Consider the following 17,226-nt stretch of genomic DNA (forward strand, 5'->3'; position numbering starts at 1 on the left):
CCATGAAGATGGACCGCATCGGCAGCTTCCGCTGGGAAGACCCCTTCCTGCTGGAAGACGAACTGACCGAGGAAGAGCGCATGATCCGCGACACCGCGCGGAGCTATGCCCAAGGCCACCTCGCTCCCCGCGTGCGCGAGGCCTTCCGGACCGAGCAGACCGACCGTGCCATCTTCACCGAGATGGGAGAACTGGGCCTGCTGGGCGTCACCATCCCCGAGGAGTTCGGGGGCACCGGTGCGGGCTATGTGAGCTACGGCCTTGTCGCGCGCGAGGTCGAACGGGTGGATTCGGGCTACCGATCCATGATGTCGGTGCAGGCGTCCCTGGTCATGCACCCGATCAACGCCTATGGGTCCGAGGAGCAGCGGCGCAAGTACCTGCCGAAGCTCTGTTCGGGCGAATGGGTGGGCTGCTTCGGCCTGACCGAGCCGGATGCGGGCTCGGACCCCGGCGGCATGAAGACCACCGCGAAAAAGACCCCCGGCGGCTACCGGCTGAACGGGTCCAAGATGTGGATCACCAACAGCCCCATCGCGGATGTCTTCGTCGTCTGGGCCAAGTCCGACGCGCATGGCGGCAAGATCCGTGGCTTCGTGCTGGAAAAAGGCATGAAGGGCCTCTCGGCGCCGAAGATCGAGGGCAAGCTGTCCTTGCGGGCGAGCGTCACCGGCGAGATCGTCATGGACGAGGTCGAGGTGGGCGAGGACGCGCTTTTGCCGAACGCCGAGGGCCTGGGCGGTCCCTTCGGCTGCCTCAACCGGGCGCGCTACGGCATCGCCTGGGGCGCGATGGGCGCGGCCGAGGCCTGCTGGCACGCCGCACGCCAGTATGGGCTGGACCGCAAGCAGTTCGGCAAACCGCTCGCGCAGACGCAGCTCCACCAGCTGAAGCTCGCCAACATGATGACCGAGATCACGCTGGGGCTGAACGCCGCCCTGCGCGTGGGGCGGCTGTTCGAGGCCGGGAAGATGCAGCCCGAGATGATCTCCCTGATCAAGCGCAACAACTGCGGCAAGGCGCTGGAGATCGCCCGCGTGGCCCGCGACATGCACGGCGGCAACGGCATCTCGGACGAATACCCGGTGATGCGCCATATGGTGAACTTGGAAACCGTCAATACCTACGAAGGCACCCACGACGTCCACGCCCTGATCCTCGGCCGTGCCCAGACCGGCCTGCAGGCGTTCTTCTGAGGAGATGCAGCCATGAAGCTTCTTGTGCCGGTCAAGCGCGTGATTGACTACAACGTGAAGGCGCGGGTGCGTGCGGACGGGTCGGGGGTGGACCTGTCGAACGTGAAGATGTCGATGAACCCTTTTGACGAGATCGCGGTCGAGGAAGCGATCCGGCTGAAGGAAAAGGGTGTCGCCACCGAGATCGTGGTGGTCTCGGTGGGCGTGAAGCAGGCGGCCGAGACGATCCGCACGGCGCTGGCGATGGGGGCCGACCGCGGCATCCTCGTGGTGGCGGCCGACGACGTGCACCAGGACATCGAACCCCTGGCCGTGGCCAAGATCCTCAAGGCCATCGTGGCCGAGGAGCAGCCGGGGCTGGTCTTGATGGGCAAGCAGGCGATCGACAACGACATGAACGCCACCGGCCAGATGCTGGCCGCGCTTCTGGGCTGGGCGCAGGCGACGCAGGCCGGCGCGATCGAGGTCGCCGGCGACAAGGCCAGCGTGACGCGCGAGATCGACGGCGGGCTGCAGGTGATCGAGGTCACGCTGCCCGCGATCGTGACCGCCGACCTGCGCCTGAACGAGCCGCGCTACGCGAGCCTGCCCAACATCATGAAGGCCAAGAAGAAGGAGCTCGTCGAGAAGACGGCGGGTGACTACGGCGTGGACGTGAGCCCGCGTCTGACCGTCGTGAAGACGGCCGAGCCCGAGGGGCGCAAGGCGGGGGTCAAGGTGGCCTCGGTCGACGAGCTGGTGTCGAAACTCAAAGCCGCGGGGGTGATCTGATGGCGGTGCTGCTGCTGGCCGAGATGGCCGAGAACGGGCTGAACCGGGATGCGACGGCCAAGGCCGTGACGGCGGTGAAGCCCCTGGGCGACCTGACGGTGCTGGTCGCGGGCGCGGGCGCGCAGGCGGCCGCCGCCGAGGCCGCGAAGATCGCGGGCGTGGCAAAGGTGCTGGTGGCCGAGGATGCCGCCTACAGCCACCGCCTGGCCGAGCCGATGGCGGCGCTGCTGGTGCAGTTGGCCCCGCAGTTCAGCCACATCGCCGCGCCGGGGACGACGGATGCGCGCAACATCCTGCCGCGCACGGCAGCCCTTCTGGACGTGATGGTGATCCCCGAGGTCAGCCGCGTGGTGGACGCCGACACATTCGAGCGCGGGGTCTACACCTCGGCCGCGATCCAGACGGTGAAGTCCTCGGACCCGATCAAGGTGCTGACGGTCCGCATTGCCAGCTTCGACGCCGCCGGCGAGGGCGCCCCGGCCCCGGTCGAGCCCGTCTCGGCCGCCGCCGATCCGGGGCTGTCGGCCTGGGTCGAGGACCGCGTGGCGGCCTCGGACCGCCCCGAACTGACCTCGGCCAAGCGGGTCGTGTCGGGCGGCCGCGCGATCGGCTCCAAGGAGAACTTCGTGCTGATCGAGAAGCTGGCCGACAAGCTGGGCGCTGCCGTGGGCGCCAGCCGGGCCGCGGTCGATTCCGGCTATGCCCCGAACGACTGGCAGGTGGGCCAGACCGGCAAGGTGGTCGCCCCCGAGCTTTACATCGCAGCCGGCATCTCGGGCGCGATCCAGCACCTTGCGGGGATGAAGGACAGCAAGGTCATCGTCGCCATCAACAAGGACGAGGAAGCCCCCATCTTCCAGGTCGCCGACTACGGACTGGTCGGAGACATCTTCACCGTCCTGCCGGAACTCACCGAAAAAGTCTGAGGGCTGGAGTCTTGAGGGCTGCCTAAGTCGAACGACTTCGGACAAACGATTATAATCATTGCCGTGAAGCAAATAACTGCTGTTCAGGCTTAGCCATTCGAGCCCGTTCACAGATCATCTACCTGCTCGACCCTAGGCAGGAAGCGGTAGACCGAAGAGCGTGCAATCCCCAACCGCCGAGCGATGGCGGTGGGGCTGAGCCGTTCCTCTTCATGCAGCCTTCGCACCTCCACCGGATCGATCTTCGGCCTTCGGCCCTGTAGACGCTGCGGACCTTGGCGGCGGCGAGCTGTTCGGGGTCTCAAGGCCGACTGTCTACCGGACGCTTGGGCGCCAGACCGCAGCGCCTGCGGTCAAGCCGGCCTGAGCGGGCAGCAGCGACTGCCCGGCGGTAATGGACAACGAGAGGGATATTGCAGGACTGCAGATCGTCGGTCGGCGGGCGGGCGGGGATTGAAGCAAGAGGCCCTGAGCTGCCGACCGTGCCCCCGGAACCGCAGTCTGGCTTCGTTGATGCGGCCGTTCATGCTTGCCACAACGCGATCACCCTCGTCAGGGCCTTGGCAGCAAGAAATTGACCGCGATCACCCGGCTCTCGTGGATCATGCCCGATCTCGTGTCGCCGGGCAGAGCCGCTTCGATACAGCCGGCCGTACGGAACCCTCGCCTGCCGCCCTCAAGCTCGCCCCAGGTCGGGCTCGAGATGCAATCAATCGGTTTCTGGCCCATAATCCTCTGTGCTGCTGCACTATTTCGGATTGCACGGTACGTCCCTTCGGTTTTTGGGCGAAGACAGGCCGGAAAGCGGATCAGGAATCCGAGCGGAACCGGCTTGCCCTTCGCGGGCTGAAGATGGTGAAGGAACCTGTCCCGTTCTCTCGCCAGTGCCTCTTTGCGGTCGGGATGAAACTGCGGCGGCACCAGCAGGATCGAGGATAGCGGGCCGGCCTTCGAGCTGGTGCGTTCGGCGACGGCGGCGAGTTCACGATGGACCAGCCACCAGCCGCGCTTGCCCGCCCATGACGGCCGCCACTTGGTGAGTTCGGCCGTATCCCAGAGATAGTGAAGCATGCCAAGCAGACTGAGCTTGCTGGGCGTGGCCGTTGCCGAGGTCGCGGCGGCCGCCGTGCCGTCGGCCAGCGTCACCGCACGACCGGATCTCATCGAAAGCGGGAAATCGAGTTTCAGGGCCGTCGCGCCTTCATGATCGCTGACGATGGCCTTTCCGTTGACCTGGCCAAGCCCCGACAGCTCGGGCGGCGGATCGAAAGTGGGGCAGGAAGGGTCGTGCAGATGCCCGGTTCCGGGCATCCGCTTGAGCAGGAGATCGTCCCCGAACCGGGCGACATACATTTCCGGCTCGGCCGCAGTGCAGAGGCAGCGCGGCCGGACCTTTTTGGGGTAGATTCCGGTAGGGGGCAGGATCGTATCACAAGGCATTTTGGCGGTGGCGTTTGACGATGTCTGTGACGGTGTTTTTCGAGATCCCAAGGTCTCTTGCGATCCATCGGTATGATCGACCGTCTTCCACGGCCTGAATGACCTTTGGAGCGAGCTTGTCGGATTTCGGGCGTTGGCCGTGCTGGCGACCTAGTTTTTTGCCGCGCGCCCGTGCAGCGGCCAGGCCGGATTTCACCCGCTCGCTGAGGAGGTCGCGCTCGAACTGAGCGATCCCGGCGAGCATGGTGGCCATCATTCGGCCGTGTGGCGTGTCGAGTTCGAACGTCATGCCGTTCATGGCCACGACCGAGACTTTCCAGCCTGCGAGCCGATTGAGGGTATCGAGCAGGTCCTGAGTGGAACGCCCCCACCGAGAGAGTTCGCTGACCAGGATGGCGTCGATGTGTCTGGCCTGAGCGAGATCAAGGATACGGTTGCGTGCGGCCCGATTGGCTGAAGTCCCGGAGGCCGTTTCCTTGAACACGCCGACGACGTCATAACCGCCGCGTTCCGCGAAGGCGGACAGTTCCGCCACCTGCCGCTCACAGGATTGGTCCGAGGTCGAAACTCGGGCGTAAATGGCAGCACGCTGTCCCAGTTGAACCACCTCGGATTTTGGCCTTGCAAGCTGTTGATTTTGCTGGTGCGGATTTTGTCCTGAACAGACTAATGATTAACAATGACAGTCACGCATGCCAAGACGTTCCATTTTGACCGCCCGCCAACGTGCGGCGTTGTTCGACCTCCCTACCGACGAAGCCACCATCCTCTACCACTACACACTGGCGGACGATGACCTCGAAGTCATTCGAACCCGTCGCCATGCACGCAATCGCCTCGGCTTCGCCCTTCAGCTTTGCGCTTTCCGGTATCCTGGCCGAATGTTGGCGTCGGGTGAGGTCATTCCAGAGGCCGTCAGCAGCTTCATCGCAGCACAGCTTGGCGAAGAGATGGATGAGCTTTGCCGATATGCCGAGACCGACGTAACGCGGCGCAGGCATCTGATCGAATTACGCCAGTTCTATGGCTTCAAGATGTTCTCCGGTCATCGCGCACGGGAGCTGAACGCCTGGCTGGCAGGCGAGGCGGAGGTGGCAACGTCCAACCACGATCTGGCCCGCCGTCTTGTCGAAGAGTGCCGCCGGACCCAGACGATCCTGCCGGGCGTGTCCGTGATCCAGCGCCTCTGCGCGGATGCGCTCGTGGCGGCGGAACGCCGGATCGAAAGTGCCATCGTGAACCGGCTGGATGAGGATAGAAGGGCCCGCTTGGACACCTTGCTCACGGAGATGGTCGACGGCACGGTCAGCCGGTTCGTCTGGCTGCGCCATTTCGAGGTTGGTCAGAACTCGGCCGATGTTGGCCGCCTCCTCGATCGGCTGGAGGTTCTGCGGGATCTGAACATCTCGCCAGATATCCTCGCGGGCATTCCACCCCATCGGGTGACCCGCCTGCGGCGTCAGGGCGAACGCTACTTTGCCGATGGTCTGCGTGACATCAGCAGCGACCGCCGCCTGGCCATTCTCGCGGTTTGCGCCGTCGAGTGGTCTGCCGCGATTTCCGACGCGGTGGTCGAGACCCATGACCGGATCGTCGGCAAGACCTGGCAGGGCGCGAAGAGGCTGTGCGACGCCAGAATCGCCGACGCAAAGGCGGCGGTGCAGGACACCCTGCGCGCCTTCAAATCTCTCGGATTGGCCCTGCTGGACGCCAGAAGCGATGGGGCTTCCCTGGATCAGGCAACAGAGCTGGCTTGCGGGTGGGATCAGCTCGAAGGGCTGGTCGCCACCGCCGCCGAGTTGACGGACACGATGGCCGCTGACCCCTTGGCCCATGTTGGCCAGGGCTATCATCGGTTCCGGCGCTATGCCCCGCGCATGCTGCGCGTTCTCGACATCGAAGCGGCGGATGTCGCGGCACCCTTGCTGCACGCCAGTACGCTGATCGCAGACGACGAGAAACCTGAAACCCGCCCAGTTGGCTTTCTGCGGCGCGGCTCGAAATGGCACCGCCATCTGAACGCTGCCGCCGGTGACGGCCATCGGCTCTGGGAGGTTGCGGTGCTGTTTCATTTGCGGGAGGCGTTCCGGTCGGGTGACATCTGGCTCCCCCATTCCCGGCGCTACGCTGATCTGAAGCAGGCCCTGGTTCCTGCGGAAGCGGTAGAGGGCGCGCCAAGGCTGACGGTGCCGCTCGACCCGGAGACCTGGCTTGCCGATCGCAAGGCGCGCATGACCGAAGGGCTGGCGCGACTGGCAAAGGCGGCCCGCGCAGGGGCCATTCCGGGCGGGTCGATCGAGAACGGCGTCTTGAAGATCGAGCGCCTGAGCGCGGCGGTGCCGCAAGAGGCGGACGAGCTGGTGCTCGATCTCTACGACAGGCTGCCCGCCATACGGATCACGGAGCTGATGCAGGAAGTCGATGCGGATATCGGGTTCACGGAGACCTTCACCCATCTGCATACCGGCGCGCCCTGCAAGGATCAGATCGGGATGTTGACCGTGCTGCTGGCTGAAGGCCTGAACCTTGGTCTCAGCAAGATGGCAGAGGCGACCAGCACACACGACTACTTCCAGCTCTCCCGCCTGTCCCGCTGGCACGTGGAGAGCGATGCAATCAACCAAGCCCTCGCCATGGTGATTGAGGCACAAGCCCGGCTGCCCATGGCCCAGTTTTGGGGTGGCGGCGTCACCGCGTCCAGTGACGGGCAATTCTTCCCCGCCGCCCGGCAGGGCGAAGCCATGAACCTCATCAACGCGAAATACGGCTCCGAGCCGGGCCTCAAGGCCTATACCCATGTCTCCGACCAGTTCGGCCCCTTTGCCACCCAGAACATTCCGGCCACCGTCAGCGAAGCGCCCTACATCCTGGACGGGCTGCTGATGAACGACGCCGGGCGGAAGATCTCGGAGCAGTATGCCGACACCGGTGGCTTTACAGACCAGGTCTTTGCCGTGACCGCGCTGCTGTCCTACCGGTTCATCCCGCGCATCCGGGATCTGCCGTCAACGCGGCTCCATCTCTTTGATCCCGCCACCGCGCCGAACGAGTTGCGCGGTTTGATCGGCGGCAAGATCCGCGAAGGCGTCATCGTCCAGAACTGGCCAGGCGTCCTGCGTTCCGTGGCCACCATGGCGACCGGCGTCATGCCGCCCAGTCAGCTGCTCAAGAAGTTCGCCGCCTATCCACGCCAGCACGACCTAGCTGTGGCACTCCGCGAAATCGGCCGCATCGAGCGCACGCTGTTCATCATCGAGTGGTTACTCGACGCCAACATGCAGCGCAGGGCTCAGGTCGGGTTGAACAAGGGCGAGGCACACCACGCCTTGAAAAACGCCCTGCGCATCGGGCGCCAGGGTGAAATCCGGGATCGCACCACCGAGGGCCAGCACTACCGCATGGCGGGCCTCAACCTGCTCGCGGCAATCATCATCTATTGGAACACCAAGCACCTCGGTCATGCCGTGGACGCGCGGCAGCAGGCCTGCCTGAATTGCGCGCCCGATCTGCTGGCGCATATCTCGCCGCTCGGGTGGGCCCACATCCTGCTCACCGGCGAATACAGGTGGCGCGGAAGCCAGAGGACCAGCTTGTGAAGTATGCAGCCCCATTTCTTGCGGCCGTCACGGCTCCCAAACGGGCGCACCGCGATCATCGCCACCACGAAGGCGGCCGCAGAGTTCAAAATGGAGGAAAGAAGGGAGGGTCAGGGTCTTGTGATACGATCCTGCCCCCTACCGGAACCTACCCCAGGATCGGCTTGCGCTCTGGATCTCGCTGCGCCTGTCCGGCGTCCAGGACGACACGGCGGCGCTGGCGCGGGTCGGATGGGCGGTTCGGCGGCTGACGGGTGGACCGGGACCGGAGCAGGACCTTTCCGCCTTCGTCGACCGTCGCGACCCCGAGAACCTCAGTGATGAGACTGAGCCGTTCGTGGATCGCGCGAGCGGTTGGCTGGAACTGATGGGGCAAGCCGCGGACCTGCACCCGATCACTCGCGCTTGCGCGGGCTTTCACCTCTGGCGCCTCGCGGGGCTCGGGCAGCACGACGACCGGATGGAAGCGGCTGTCGCGGCCGCGCGGATTGCGGCCAGCGAGGGAAGAGGAGCAGTCTTCGCGCCTCTGGCCATGGGCGGGGCAGGGGGGTTAAGCGCCGGTGGGTCACCGTTCGAACGTCTCGCACGCTGGCTCGACGGGATGGAGGCTGCGTGCCTGACCGCGATGCGGCACCTTGACGATATCGAGGCATGGTCGGCGCGGGCAGAAGCCGAAATGACATTGCTCTCGGGCAGGACGCCGCCGGCCTTGCGCGCAGTGCTGACCGAATGGCCGCTCGTCTCAGCGCCGATGGCCGAGGCCCTGACGGGTGCCAGCCGCGCCGCTGTCCAGCGCAACCTTGCATGGATGCAAGAGCGGGGTCTGATCCGCGAGGTCACAGGGCAGGGGCGGTTCAGGATGTGGAAGGCGACAAACTGAAGGTTAGCGTGCATGTCACCTGCTCACTCGGCAGCAGCGATAACCGCGAGCACGCGGCAGGGCGCGCAGAAAACCACCAACACTTAATGCATTTGTTGCACTTATTTCATATATGGTGGTAGAGAACAGAAACCGGAGAGGAGACCACCATGAACATGCTGGCACACCGACATCTTCCGCCCACGCCGCAGGACGCAGCGATTGCGCGCGTCTCTGGGCAGGCATTGTCACGCTTCGCCCAGGCGCGCGCGCCGTTGAAGCTTCGTGTGACGGACTCCGAGCAGATGGAGCCGATCGAGCTTCCCGCGGGCGCCGTATCGCTGCTCATGGAGATCCTCGAGGCGATGGCATCGGGGCGGGGGGTCACCATCATCCCCGAGAACGCCGAACTCTCGACCGTACAGGCCGCTGAGGTTCTGAACGTCTCGCGTCCGTTCCTGATCAAGCTGCTCGAGGATGGTGCCATACCGCATCGGAAGGTCGGCAAGCATCGCCGCGTCCGCATGGAAGACGTGATGTCCTACAAGGCCGCGATCGATACCGAGCGTGAAGCTGTGCTCGATCAACTGGCCGCCGACGCTCAAGAGCAGGACATGGGCTACAGCTCGAAATGAGCCAGTACACGGTCCTGTTCGATGCGAACGTGCTTTATCCCGCGCCGATGCGCGATGCACTGATGCAGTTGGCGGTCACGGACCTTTTCAAGGCCAAGTGGACGGCTGACATTCATCGGGAATGGATTGATGCGCTTCTGCGCAATGAACCTCATCGGGAAAGGGCCGCGCTGGAGCGAACCCGCGATTTGATGGACAGGGCCACACGCGACTGTCTGGTCATCGGCTACGAGGCATTGGTGCCGGCCCTGACACTGCCGGACCCTGATGATCGGCACGTTCTGGCGGCGGCAATCGTTGGGCGCTGTGACGCGATCGTCACGCAGAACCTGAAGGATTTCCCACCAGAGACACTTGCGCCCTTCGGCATCGAGACCCAGCACCCCGACGACTTTTTCCGGAACCAACTGTCCCTCGCGCCCGGTCTGGTTTGTTCCGCGCTGCGGAAAGTTCGCGCGCGCCTCAAGAATCCTCCTAAAAGCGTAGACGAGTATCTCGCGATCCTGACGCAGCAAGGGCTGGTCGCTACTGTTGCCGACCTGGAGCAATTCGCTGACCTGCTTTGACCCTAGAACTGCCCTGACTGAATACGTTCTGGCCAGAGTTGCGGCACCCGATCCCTCGTCACCGCGAAATTTCGCCTGCCAGGACTGCACGCCCGTGGACTGCGAGAGTCGCAGTGAATCTCGGGCAACCGAACTGCCGGATCACAGCGGCAATGCGCGCATCGTACGCGGCTTGTCCTATCAGCTGTCCGACCGGCTGACGGCGGGTCGGCTGCACGGATCGGCAGTGGCCATCATCATCGGTCTGATCCTGGCCTGGATCGGCGGCATGATGACCGGGGGCAGCCGCGGGCTGGCGGATGTGCCGCTGTTCACCGAGATCGGGCTGATGGGGGGCGCGATGCTGCGCGACCTGGCCATCGTCTCGACCGCTTACGGCGTCGACATGCGCGAGATCCGCAAGGCCGGCGCGGCGGGGGTCAGCGCGCTGGCCTTGGGGATCGTGGTGTCCTTCGCGGTGGGCGCGGCGATCGCGGCGGCCTTCGGCTATACCGATGCGGTCAGCATGGCGACGATCGGCGGGGGTGCGGCGACCTATATCGTGGGTCCGGTGACCGGCACCGCCTTGGGCGCCAGTTCCGAGGTCATCGCCCTGTCGGTCGCTGCGGGGCTGCTGAAGGCGGTGCTGGTGATGATCGGCACGCCGCTGGTCGCGCCGCTGATCGGGCTGAACAACCCGAAATCGGCCATGGCCTATGGCGGGCTGATGGGCACGACCAGCGGCGTGGCCGGGGGGCTGGCCGCGACCGACAAGCGGCTGGTGCCCTATGGCGCGATGACGGCGACCTTCTTCACCGGGCTGGGCTGTCTGATGGGGCCGTCGGTCCTCTATCTGGCGCTGCTGGCCGTGACGGGCTGACCGTCTCGACCGCCAGCACCACGAGGCCCAGCCCCGCGACCAAGGCCCACAGATGCCACAGGATGGGCGCGATCTCGGGCAGGGTCGCGCCCATCTGCGTGACCCGCACCAGCCCGTCGATGGCCGCCGTCGACGGGATCAGCTGCGCCAGCGCGTTGAGATGGGCCGGGATCGCCTCGACCGGCCAAGCGAAGCCCGACAGGAAGAAGAACGGCATCCCGAGCGCCAGCAGCACGACCTGCACGACCTCGCCCCGCCGGAACAGCGCCGCGACCAGCTGCGCCAGAAACCCGGCCGCCAGCAGGAAGGGCAGGCCCAGCATCATCAGCGCCCCCGGCCCGCCCAGGATCGGCAGGCCATAGAGCACCGGCAGCACGATCAGATAGACCGGCAGCAGCCCCGCCCAGATGGCCAGCCACGCCCCCGCCCGGCCCAGCAGCCGCCAGACCGGATGGCCGGGCAGCGGCCCCCGCCGGGTCGCAGCCAGCGCCAAGCCCATCATCATCGTCTGCTGCAGGATCAGCACGAAGGCCGCGGGCAGCACATAAGTCGCGTAACCGGCGGCGGGGTTGAACAGCGGCACCTCGACCTGGACGGCGGGGCTGACCTGGGCGGTGGCCAAGGCGCGGGGCGTGCCTTGGGCGATCAGGCGCCCGGCCTCGATCTCGGCGCCCATCTGGCGCAGGGGCACGGCGGCGCCCTGCATCACGCGCTGATACATCAGGAAATAGCTGGCATCGGCATAAAGCGCGACGGGGCTTTGATCGCCGCGCAGCAGGGCGCGTTCGAACCCGTCGGGGATCAGCATGACGCCATAGGCGCGGCGTTCGTGGACCAGCCGCGTGGCCTCGGCCATGTCGGGGGCGTGGTGGGTCAGGGCGACCGCCTCCGACGCGTCCACTCGCCGCGCCAGATCGGCCGATGCGGTCGAGCCGTCCTGATCGACCAGCACCACCGGCACGTCACGCAGCAGTTCGGCCCGATAGGGCAGCGGATAGATCACCGCATAAAGGATCAGCGCCAGCAGCACGATCATCCGCACCTGTTTGTCGCCCAGCACGGCGGCCAGTTCCGCCCGAAAGGCGGTGGCAAGCGCGCTCATGGCGCGGCCTCCTGACGGGCCAGGCGCGACAGCTGCGCCAGGATCAGCGCCGCCAGAACGCCCGCGATCACCGCCAGCCACAGGACCGACATGGCGGATATGTCCAGGGGCGTCGCGCGCAGCGACTGGTCGATGCGCAGCTGCACATACCAGGTGCCGGGAATGGCCGCGCCCCAGGCCTGGGCCAGGGTCGACATCGCCTCACGCGGGAAACCCAGGCCCATGAATCCGAAGGCCGGCGCGGTGATCAGCGCGATCATGCTGGCCGCCCGGCCCATGTCGCGGGTCAGCACAAAGGCCAGCGCCCCGATCATCTGCGACGCCAGCACGAACAGCACCGCGCCCAGGGCCACCAGCCACAGCGACCCGCGCAGCGGCACCGCCAGCCAGCCATACAGCGCCACATCCGACAGGCCCAGGATCAGCAGGAAGATCACCGTATAGGGCAGGATCTTGCCCAGCATCGCGGGCAGGATGCCACCCGCCATGCGCATCAGCACGCGCGGATGCCGCCCCGGCCCGAAATCCAGCGACACGGCATAGGCGGTCGCGGCGGCGGCGATGATCTGCAGGACCGTGGGGATCAGCGCGGCCAGCAGGAAATGCACATAATCAAAGGCCGGGTTGAACAGCGCATGGGCCTGCATCGGGATGGGCTGCAGCGCGACCATGGCCTGCACGGGCGCCTCTCCCTGACCCTGGCGCACCGACAGGCGCAGGCCCGCCAGCGCCGTGTCGATGGCATTGCGGGCGCCGCGGGCGACCAGCGATCCGGCGCTCATGTGCTGGTTGTCGTAGAAGGTGACGATCTCGGGGCGCGCGCCCCGGGTGATGTCGCGTTCCAGGTTCTGGGGCATCAGCACCGCGCCGCGCACCGCACCGGACACGATCAGCGACCGCGCCTCGGACAGGTCTGATGCGCGATGGGTCACGGTCAGTTCGGGCGCCGCGTCCAGCATCCGCGTGACCGCCCGCGACAGGTCCGACCGGTCCAGGTCGATCACCGCCACCGCCATGCCCGTGGGAATCCCTGCGCGAAAGATCCCGCCCAAGACCAGCAGCATGATCAGCGGCAGCACGATCACCAGCCCCGCCAGCGCCGGGCGGCGCGGCAGCAGGCGGAACTCGCGTGCCATGACGGCCAGCACGGCCCTAGCGGTCCAGCTGGATCAGCGCGGACATGCCGGGGCGCAGACCCTCCAGCGGCGCGACGGGCCGGGCCCGCAGCTCGAAGCTGCGCAGGTCGAAATCGCCCGTCGCGCGGGTGGCGCGCCAGCTGGCGAACTGGCCCTGCACGTTGATCAGGGTGATCTCGGCCTCGGTCTCCGTGTCCAGCGCGGGGATGCGGATGGTCAGCCGGTCGCCCATCGCCAGCCCCGCCAGCAGGTCCTCGCGCAGGTTGAAGGTGAACCAGGCCTGATCCAGATCGACGATGGTGAACAGCGGCGCGCCGGGGCCGACATTCTCGCCCAGCTCGATCATCCGGCCCGAGACCTCGCCGGACAGGGGCGCAAAGATCTCCAGCTCGTCCAGATCCGCCTGGCGTTGGGCCAATGCGGCCTCGGCCTGGGCGACCTGGGCGGCCGCGACATCGCGTTCCTCGGGCGAGGCCCCGGCGCGGGCCAGGTCCAGCTGCGCCTCGGCGGCCTCGACCCGGCCTGCGGCGGCGTCGAGGTTGCGCGTCGACTGGTCCAGCGCCGCCTGCGGGCGCAGGCCCTGCTGCGACAGGCCCGTGTCGCGGCCCAGCTGCTCCTCGGCCAGGCGCAGATCGGCCTGGGCCGCGGCCAGCTCGGCCTCGCGGGCGCGGATCACCTCGGGGCGGGTGGCGCCGGCCGCGGCCTCCGAGGCGCGGGCGACCTCCAGCCCTGATGCTGCGGCGGCATGGGCGGTGACCAGCTGCGGGTTCGACAGTTCGGCCAGCAGCTGGCCGCCCTCGACCCGCTGGCCCAGATCGGCCTCGATCCGCGTGACCCGGCCCGAGGTGCGGGCCGAGACATCGACCCGCGGGGCCGCGACCTCGCCCTGGATCAGCAGGGGGCCGGGGCGCGTCGCCCACCAGACGGCACCGATGACCAGCCCGGCCAGAACGGCCAGGACCAGCAGCGGCAGAAGGGATCGGCGGGGCGCTTGGGCAGGTTTCATCGGTTCGGTCCCTGACATTCGACTGAGGGCCAGACTACGCCCGGCCCGCGCCGGGGACAATGAATAGCCCCGGGTTTTCTAGGCTCAGGACCCATTGATTTTCCGGTTGCTGCGTGATTCAGGCTCCGCAAGGAGACTAACCATGAGCAACCTCTTCTGGCTGACCGAGGCGCAGATGGCCCGCCTGCAGCCTTTCTTCCCCAAGAGCCACGGCAAGCCGCGCGTCGATGATCGGCGGGTCCTCAGCGGCATAATCTTCGTCAACCGCAATGGCTTGCGGTGGTGCGATGCGCCCAAGGAATATGGCCCGGCGAAGACACTCTACAACCGTTGGAAGCGGTGGGGCGACAAGGGCGTCTTCGCCCGGATGATGGAAGGTCTGGCCTCCGAGGCGGAGGCTCCGAAGACGGTGATGATCGACGCGACCTACCTCAAGGCGCACCGCACGGCGACCAGCCTGCGGTCGAAAAAGGGGGATCCGGCGACCAGAGGGGCCGCCTGATCGGCCGGACCAAAGGCGGCATGAACACCAAGCTGCACGCTGTGACCGACGCCGATGGCCGCCCGATCCGCTTCTTCATGACCGCAGGCCAGGTCAGCGACTATACGGGTGCGGCGGCCTTGCTCGGCAGCCTGCCAAACGCGGAATGGCTGCTGGCCGACCGCGGCTACGATGCCGACTGGTTCAGAAATGCGTTGAAAGACAAGGGGATAAAGCCCTGCATCCCTGGCCGGAAGTCGCGCGGCAAGCCCATCAAGCACGACAAGCGTCGCTACAAGCGTCGCAACAGGATCGAGATCATGTTCGGGCGTCTGAAGGACTGGCGAAGAGTGGCAACCCGATACGACAGGTCCCCGAAGGTCTTCCTCTCTGCCGTCGCCCTCGCCGCAACCGTCATGTTCTGGCTATGAAACAAGAACGAGTCCTGACCCTTCTGTATCTGGGTTCTGCTAAACTGTCCCCGTCACCGGCCCCGGCCAGGGCCGATGGCGGGGTGGTGCGCGACGTCTGACCCTTGTGGCATGACCACGTTTCTTAGCCTGTCGGCACCGCCTCTCTTCATCGTCTCGAACAGTTGATTGCGGCCTTGCAGGACCGCGCACCAGAAGGAAGAGAGCATGGACAACCTATCACATGGCCGCGTTATCGGCATAGATGTCAGCCGCGATTGGCTTGACGTTCATTGCCTCCCCGATGGGCACTGCTGCAGAGTGCCAAACACCCCGGCAGGTCATGCTGCCGTAGCGGATCTTGCCCGGGACCGGGATGCCGTCGTCTGCTTTGAATCGACTGGTGGTCAGGAATGGCATCTGTGGGCGCTTCTGGAGACGGAAGGCGTTGCAGCCCGCCAGGTGCCCCCCGCTCAGGTGAAGGCGTTTGCGCAAAGCCGTGGCACACGCGCCAAGACCGACCGGATCGATGCCGAACTCATCGCTCGCTTCTTCGCCTTCCGGCCCGAAGCAGGCCGTAGTCTTCCTGCGGAAAAGCTGCGCCTTCTCAGAGCCTTGACGTCCAAAAGAGCGCAGCTGGTCGAGATGCGCAAACGGCTGCTGGCCCAAATCCGCGCACATCAGAACCTGGGCACCGCCGCGATGTTCGAGGACGTCGACACCGAGTTGAAGCAACGGATCGACAGCCTGGTCAAGGAACTGGAAGACCGGATCACCCGGGCCATCGCGAGCGATGATCGCCTGTCGGAGACCGCGGGTGTTCTCCGTTCCATCCCGGGGATCGGCCCGGTTGCCAGCACAATGCTGATCGCCGAAATGCCCGAGATCGGCACCATCACCGGCGAACAGGCTGCTGCACTCACTGGATTGGCCCCGGTCGCGCACGACAGCGGAACCCTTCGCGGGAAACGGGCCATCGCTGGAGGTCGCCATGCCCTGCGGCACGTGATGTTCCAGGCGGCACTGGTCGCGGCACATCACAACGCAAGCATGAAAACCTTCGCAGATCGCCTTCGCAAGGCCGGAAAACCGCACAAGGTCATCATCACCGCCGTCGCCAGAAAGCTCGTCACCATCGCGAACGCCCTGTGCAAGAGCCGTCAGAAATGGACCGCCGCCATGGCCTGAGAGATACAGTTGCTAGGGCCGATCGACATTCACCGTAGCCAGATCATGGCAGCGGCGAGATGGACGAAGCCTGTGAAGTGGACGGTGCGCCGGTCGTAGCGGGTGGCGAAGCGGCGGAACTGCTTGAGGCGACCGAAGCATCGCTCGATCTGGTTGCGATGCCTGTAGATGGCGGCATCGTGCGGGATGGGGATCTTGCGGTTGCGCTTGGCGGGGATCACCGCCTGGGCGTTCATCGCCGCGATCTGCGCGCGCAAGGCATTGCCGTCATAGGCCTTGTCGGCGAGCACCGCGCCCGCATGCTGGCCGTCCAGCAGACCTGGCGCGGCGGCGATGTCGCTGGCCTGTCCGGGTGTGATGCGGAACCGCAAGGGCCGGCCCAGTGTGTCGGCAAGCATGTGGATCTTGGTCGTCAATCCGCCTCGGGAACGCCCCAGCGCCTGATCCTTGGCCCCCCTTTTCCGGACGCTGCCTGCTGGTGGGCGCGAACGATGGTGCTGTCGATCATCAGATACTGGTTGTCCCGGTCCGCCGTCAGCGCCTCGAACACCCGCTCCCACACGCCGGCGTGGCACCAGCGGCTGAAGCGCCGATGCACCGTCTTCCACTTGCCGTAGCGTCCCGGCAGATCGCACCAATGCGCGCCTGAGCGCAGCACCCACAAACATCCGTTGACGAACAAACGGTTATCCGAACCCGTCCGGCCAGGATCCGTCGCTTTTCCCGGAAGCAGGGGCGCGACCCGCGCCCACTGTGCCTCGCTCAATTCGTACCGCTTCAAACCCATCATGTGTCCCGCGCATTGCCACGGATGACTATGAATCAGCCTTCAGCAGGTTTGGGAATCCTGAATGTCGATCCGCCCTAGGCAGCTGAAGAACCGTGCTCAAGACACTGCCGAGCCGCCGACCGTCATCGGGATCGACGACTGGAGCTGGCGGAAGTCGCAGACCTACGTGCGGCGCGACAAACAGGATGAGAACTGAGCGACAATCAGGATGAGACTGGCGCGCGGGGCGTCGACTGAAGGGAGGGCGTAGCCCGATCGGAAGTCG

At 66.0% G+C, this 17,226-nt stretch carries 18 protein-coding genes; 11 read left to right on the forward strand and 7 right to left on the reverse strand.

The genetic code is table 11. The features are described from left to right. The first annotated feature begins 8 nt into the window (after positions 1 to 8). From Q8S40_RS14845 to Q8S40_RS14855, 3 genes are read left to right on the forward strand one after another with little or no spacing between them, the layout of a single operon-like run. Positions 9 to 1,196: an acyl-CoA dehydrogenase gene (locus Q8S40_RS14845; protein ID WP_305670990.1), complete on the forward strand. Its 1,188-nt coding sequence runs from the start codon at positions 9 to 11 to the stop codon at positions 1,194 to 1,196. Positions 1,197 to 1,208: 12 nt separating this feature from the next. Then, on the forward strand, positions 1,209 to 1,967 hold the full coding sequence (locus tag Q8S40_RS14850; RefSeq protein ID WP_120444977.1) for an electron transfer flavoprotein subunit beta/FixA family protein: 759 nt from the start codon (positions 1,209 to 1,211) through the stop codon (positions 1,965 to 1,967). Beyond that, entirely contained in the window at positions 1,967 to 2,893 is a 927-nt protein-coding gene (locus Q8S40_RS14855; protein WP_216034593.1) for an electron transfer flavoprotein subunit alpha/FixB family protein, read from the forward strand. The genes Q8S40_RS14850 and Q8S40_RS14855 overlap by 1 nt, the downstream gene beginning before the upstream one ends. 107 nt (positions 2,894 to 3,000) lie before the next feature. Here the strand turns inward: Q8S40_RS14855 and Q8S40_RS14860 are convergent, their stop codons facing one another. The 3 genes from Q8S40_RS14860 to Q8S40_RS14870 form a co-directional block, all read right to left on the reverse strand. Beyond that, on the reverse strand, positions 3,001 to 3,126 hold the full coding sequence (locus Q8S40_RS14860) for a helix-turn-helix domain-containing protein (protein WP_371136837.1): 126 nt from the start codon (positions 3,124 to 3,126) through the stop codon (positions 3,001 to 3,003). A 319-nt stretch (positions 3,127 to 3,445) separates the two neighbouring features. Then, positions 3,446 to 4,333 (reverse strand): DUF1173 family protein, encoded by an 888-nt coding sequence (locus tag Q8S40_RS14865; protein ID WP_305671001.1) that lies wholly within the window; start codon positions 4,331 to 4,333, stop codon positions 3,446 to 3,448. Continuing rightward, entirely contained in the window at positions 4,323 to 4,931 is a 609-nt protein-coding gene (locus Q8S40_RS14870; protein WP_305671002.1) for a recombinase family protein, read from the reverse strand. The genes Q8S40_RS14865 and Q8S40_RS14870 overlap by 11 nt, the downstream gene beginning before the upstream one ends. A 94-nt stretch (positions 4,932 to 5,025) precedes the next feature. Between Q8S40_RS14870 and Q8S40_RS14875 the strand changes: the two genes are divergently transcribed. The 5 genes from Q8S40_RS14875 (at position 5,026) to madM (ending at position 10,848) form a co-directional block, all read left to right on the forward strand. Then, entirely contained in the window at positions 5,026 to 7,929 is a 2,904-nt protein-coding gene (locus tag Q8S40_RS14875; RefSeq protein WP_305670991.1) for a Tn3 family transposase, read from the forward strand. A 337-nt stretch (positions 7,930 to 8,266) separates the two neighbouring features. Further along, complete coding sequence (locus Q8S40_RS14880; RefSeq protein WP_305670992.1) at positions 8,267 to 8,809, forward strand: helix-turn-helix domain-containing protein; 543 nt, start codon at positions 8,267 to 8,269, stop codon at positions 8,807 to 8,809. Positions 8,810 to 8,958: 149 nt separating this feature from the next. Further along, complete coding sequence (locus Q8S40_RS14885; protein WP_305670993.1) at positions 8,959 to 9,423, forward strand: helix-turn-helix domain-containing protein; 465 nt, start codon at positions 8,959 to 8,961, stop codon at positions 9,421 to 9,423. Beyond that, positions 9,420 to 9,989, forward strand: a complete 570-nt coding sequence (locus tag Q8S40_RS14890) for a PIN domain-containing protein (RefSeq protein ID WP_305670994.1) — start codon at positions 9,420 to 9,422, stop codon at positions 9,987 to 9,989. Before Q8S40_RS14885 ends, Q8S40_RS14890 begins: the two co-directional genes overlap by 4 nt. Positions 9,990 to 10,161: 172 nt before the next feature. After that, entirely contained in the window at positions 10,162 to 10,848 is a 687-nt protein-coding gene (gene madM / locus Q8S40_RS14895) for a malonate transporter subunit MadM (protein WP_305670995.1), read from the forward strand. On the opposite strand, the gene Q8S40_RS14900 is transcribed toward madM, so the two are convergent. From Q8S40_RS14900 to Q8S40_RS14910, 3 genes are read right to left on the reverse strand one after another with little or no spacing between them, the layout of a single operon-like run. Beyond that, a complete protein-coding gene (locus tag Q8S40_RS14900) occupies positions 10,781 to 11,950 on the reverse strand; it encodes an ABC transporter permease (protein ID WP_305670996.1) in 1,170 nt (389 codons plus the stop codon). The genes madM and Q8S40_RS14900 overlap by 68 nt on opposite strands. Continuing rightward, positions 11,947 to 13,086 (reverse strand): ABC transporter permease, encoded by a 1,140-nt coding sequence (locus Q8S40_RS14905; RefSeq protein WP_305670997.1) that lies wholly within the window; start codon positions 13,084 to 13,086, stop codon positions 11,947 to 11,949. The genes Q8S40_RS14900 and Q8S40_RS14905 overlap by 4 nt, the downstream gene beginning before the upstream one ends. A gap of 16 nt (positions 13,087 to 13,102) precedes the next feature. Beyond that, positions 13,103 to 14,092 (reverse strand): HlyD family secretion protein, encoded by a 990-nt coding sequence (locus Q8S40_RS14910; protein WP_305670998.1) that lies wholly within the window; start codon positions 14,090 to 14,092, stop codon positions 13,103 to 13,105. Positions 14,093 to 14,234: 142 nt separating this feature from the next. On the opposite strand from Q8S40_RS14910, the gene Q8S40_RS14915 reads away from it, so the two are divergent. Further along, positions 14,235 to 15,004, forward strand: a protein-coding gene (locus tag Q8S40_RS14915; RefSeq protein WP_371136838.1) for an IS5 family transposase whose coding sequence is annotated in 2 segments (ribosomal slippage) — positions 14,235 to 14,556 and positions 14,556 to 15,004 — 771 coding nt in all. Because the reading frame shifts where the segments join, the coding sequence is not laid out codon by codon here. Between the two features lie 207 nt (positions 15,005 to 15,211). Next, positions 15,212 to 16,171, forward strand: coding sequence for an IS110 family transposase (locus Q8S40_RS14920; RefSeq protein WP_305670999.1), 960 nt, complete (start codon positions 15,212 to 15,214; stop codon positions 16,169 to 16,171). A gap of 29 nt (positions 16,172 to 16,200) precedes the next feature. On the opposite strand, the gene Q8S40_RS14925 is transcribed toward Q8S40_RS14920, so the two are convergent. Then, positions 16,201 to 16,952, reverse strand: a protein-coding gene (locus Q8S40_RS14925; protein ID WP_371136839.1) for an IS5 family transposase whose coding sequence is annotated in 2 segments (ribosomal slippage) — positions 16,201 to 16,634 and positions 16,634 to 16,952 — 753 coding nt in all. Because the reading frame shifts where the segments join, the coding sequence is not laid out codon by codon here. Positions 16,953 to 17,022: 70 nt separating this feature from the next. Here Q8S40_RS14925 and Q8S40_RS14930 point away from each other — a divergent pair. Further along, entirely contained in the window at positions 17,023 to 17,157 is a 135-nt protein-coding gene (locus Q8S40_RS14930; RefSeq protein WP_305671000.1) for a hypothetical protein, read from the forward strand. Positions 17,158 to 17,226 lie beyond the last annotated feature (69 nt).

The sequence above is a fragment of the Falsiroseomonas sp. genome (assembly GCF_030695085.1).
Taxonomy (GTDB): domain Bacteria; phylum Pseudomonadota; class Alphaproteobacteria; order Acetobacterales; family Acetobacteraceae; genus Falsiroseomonas.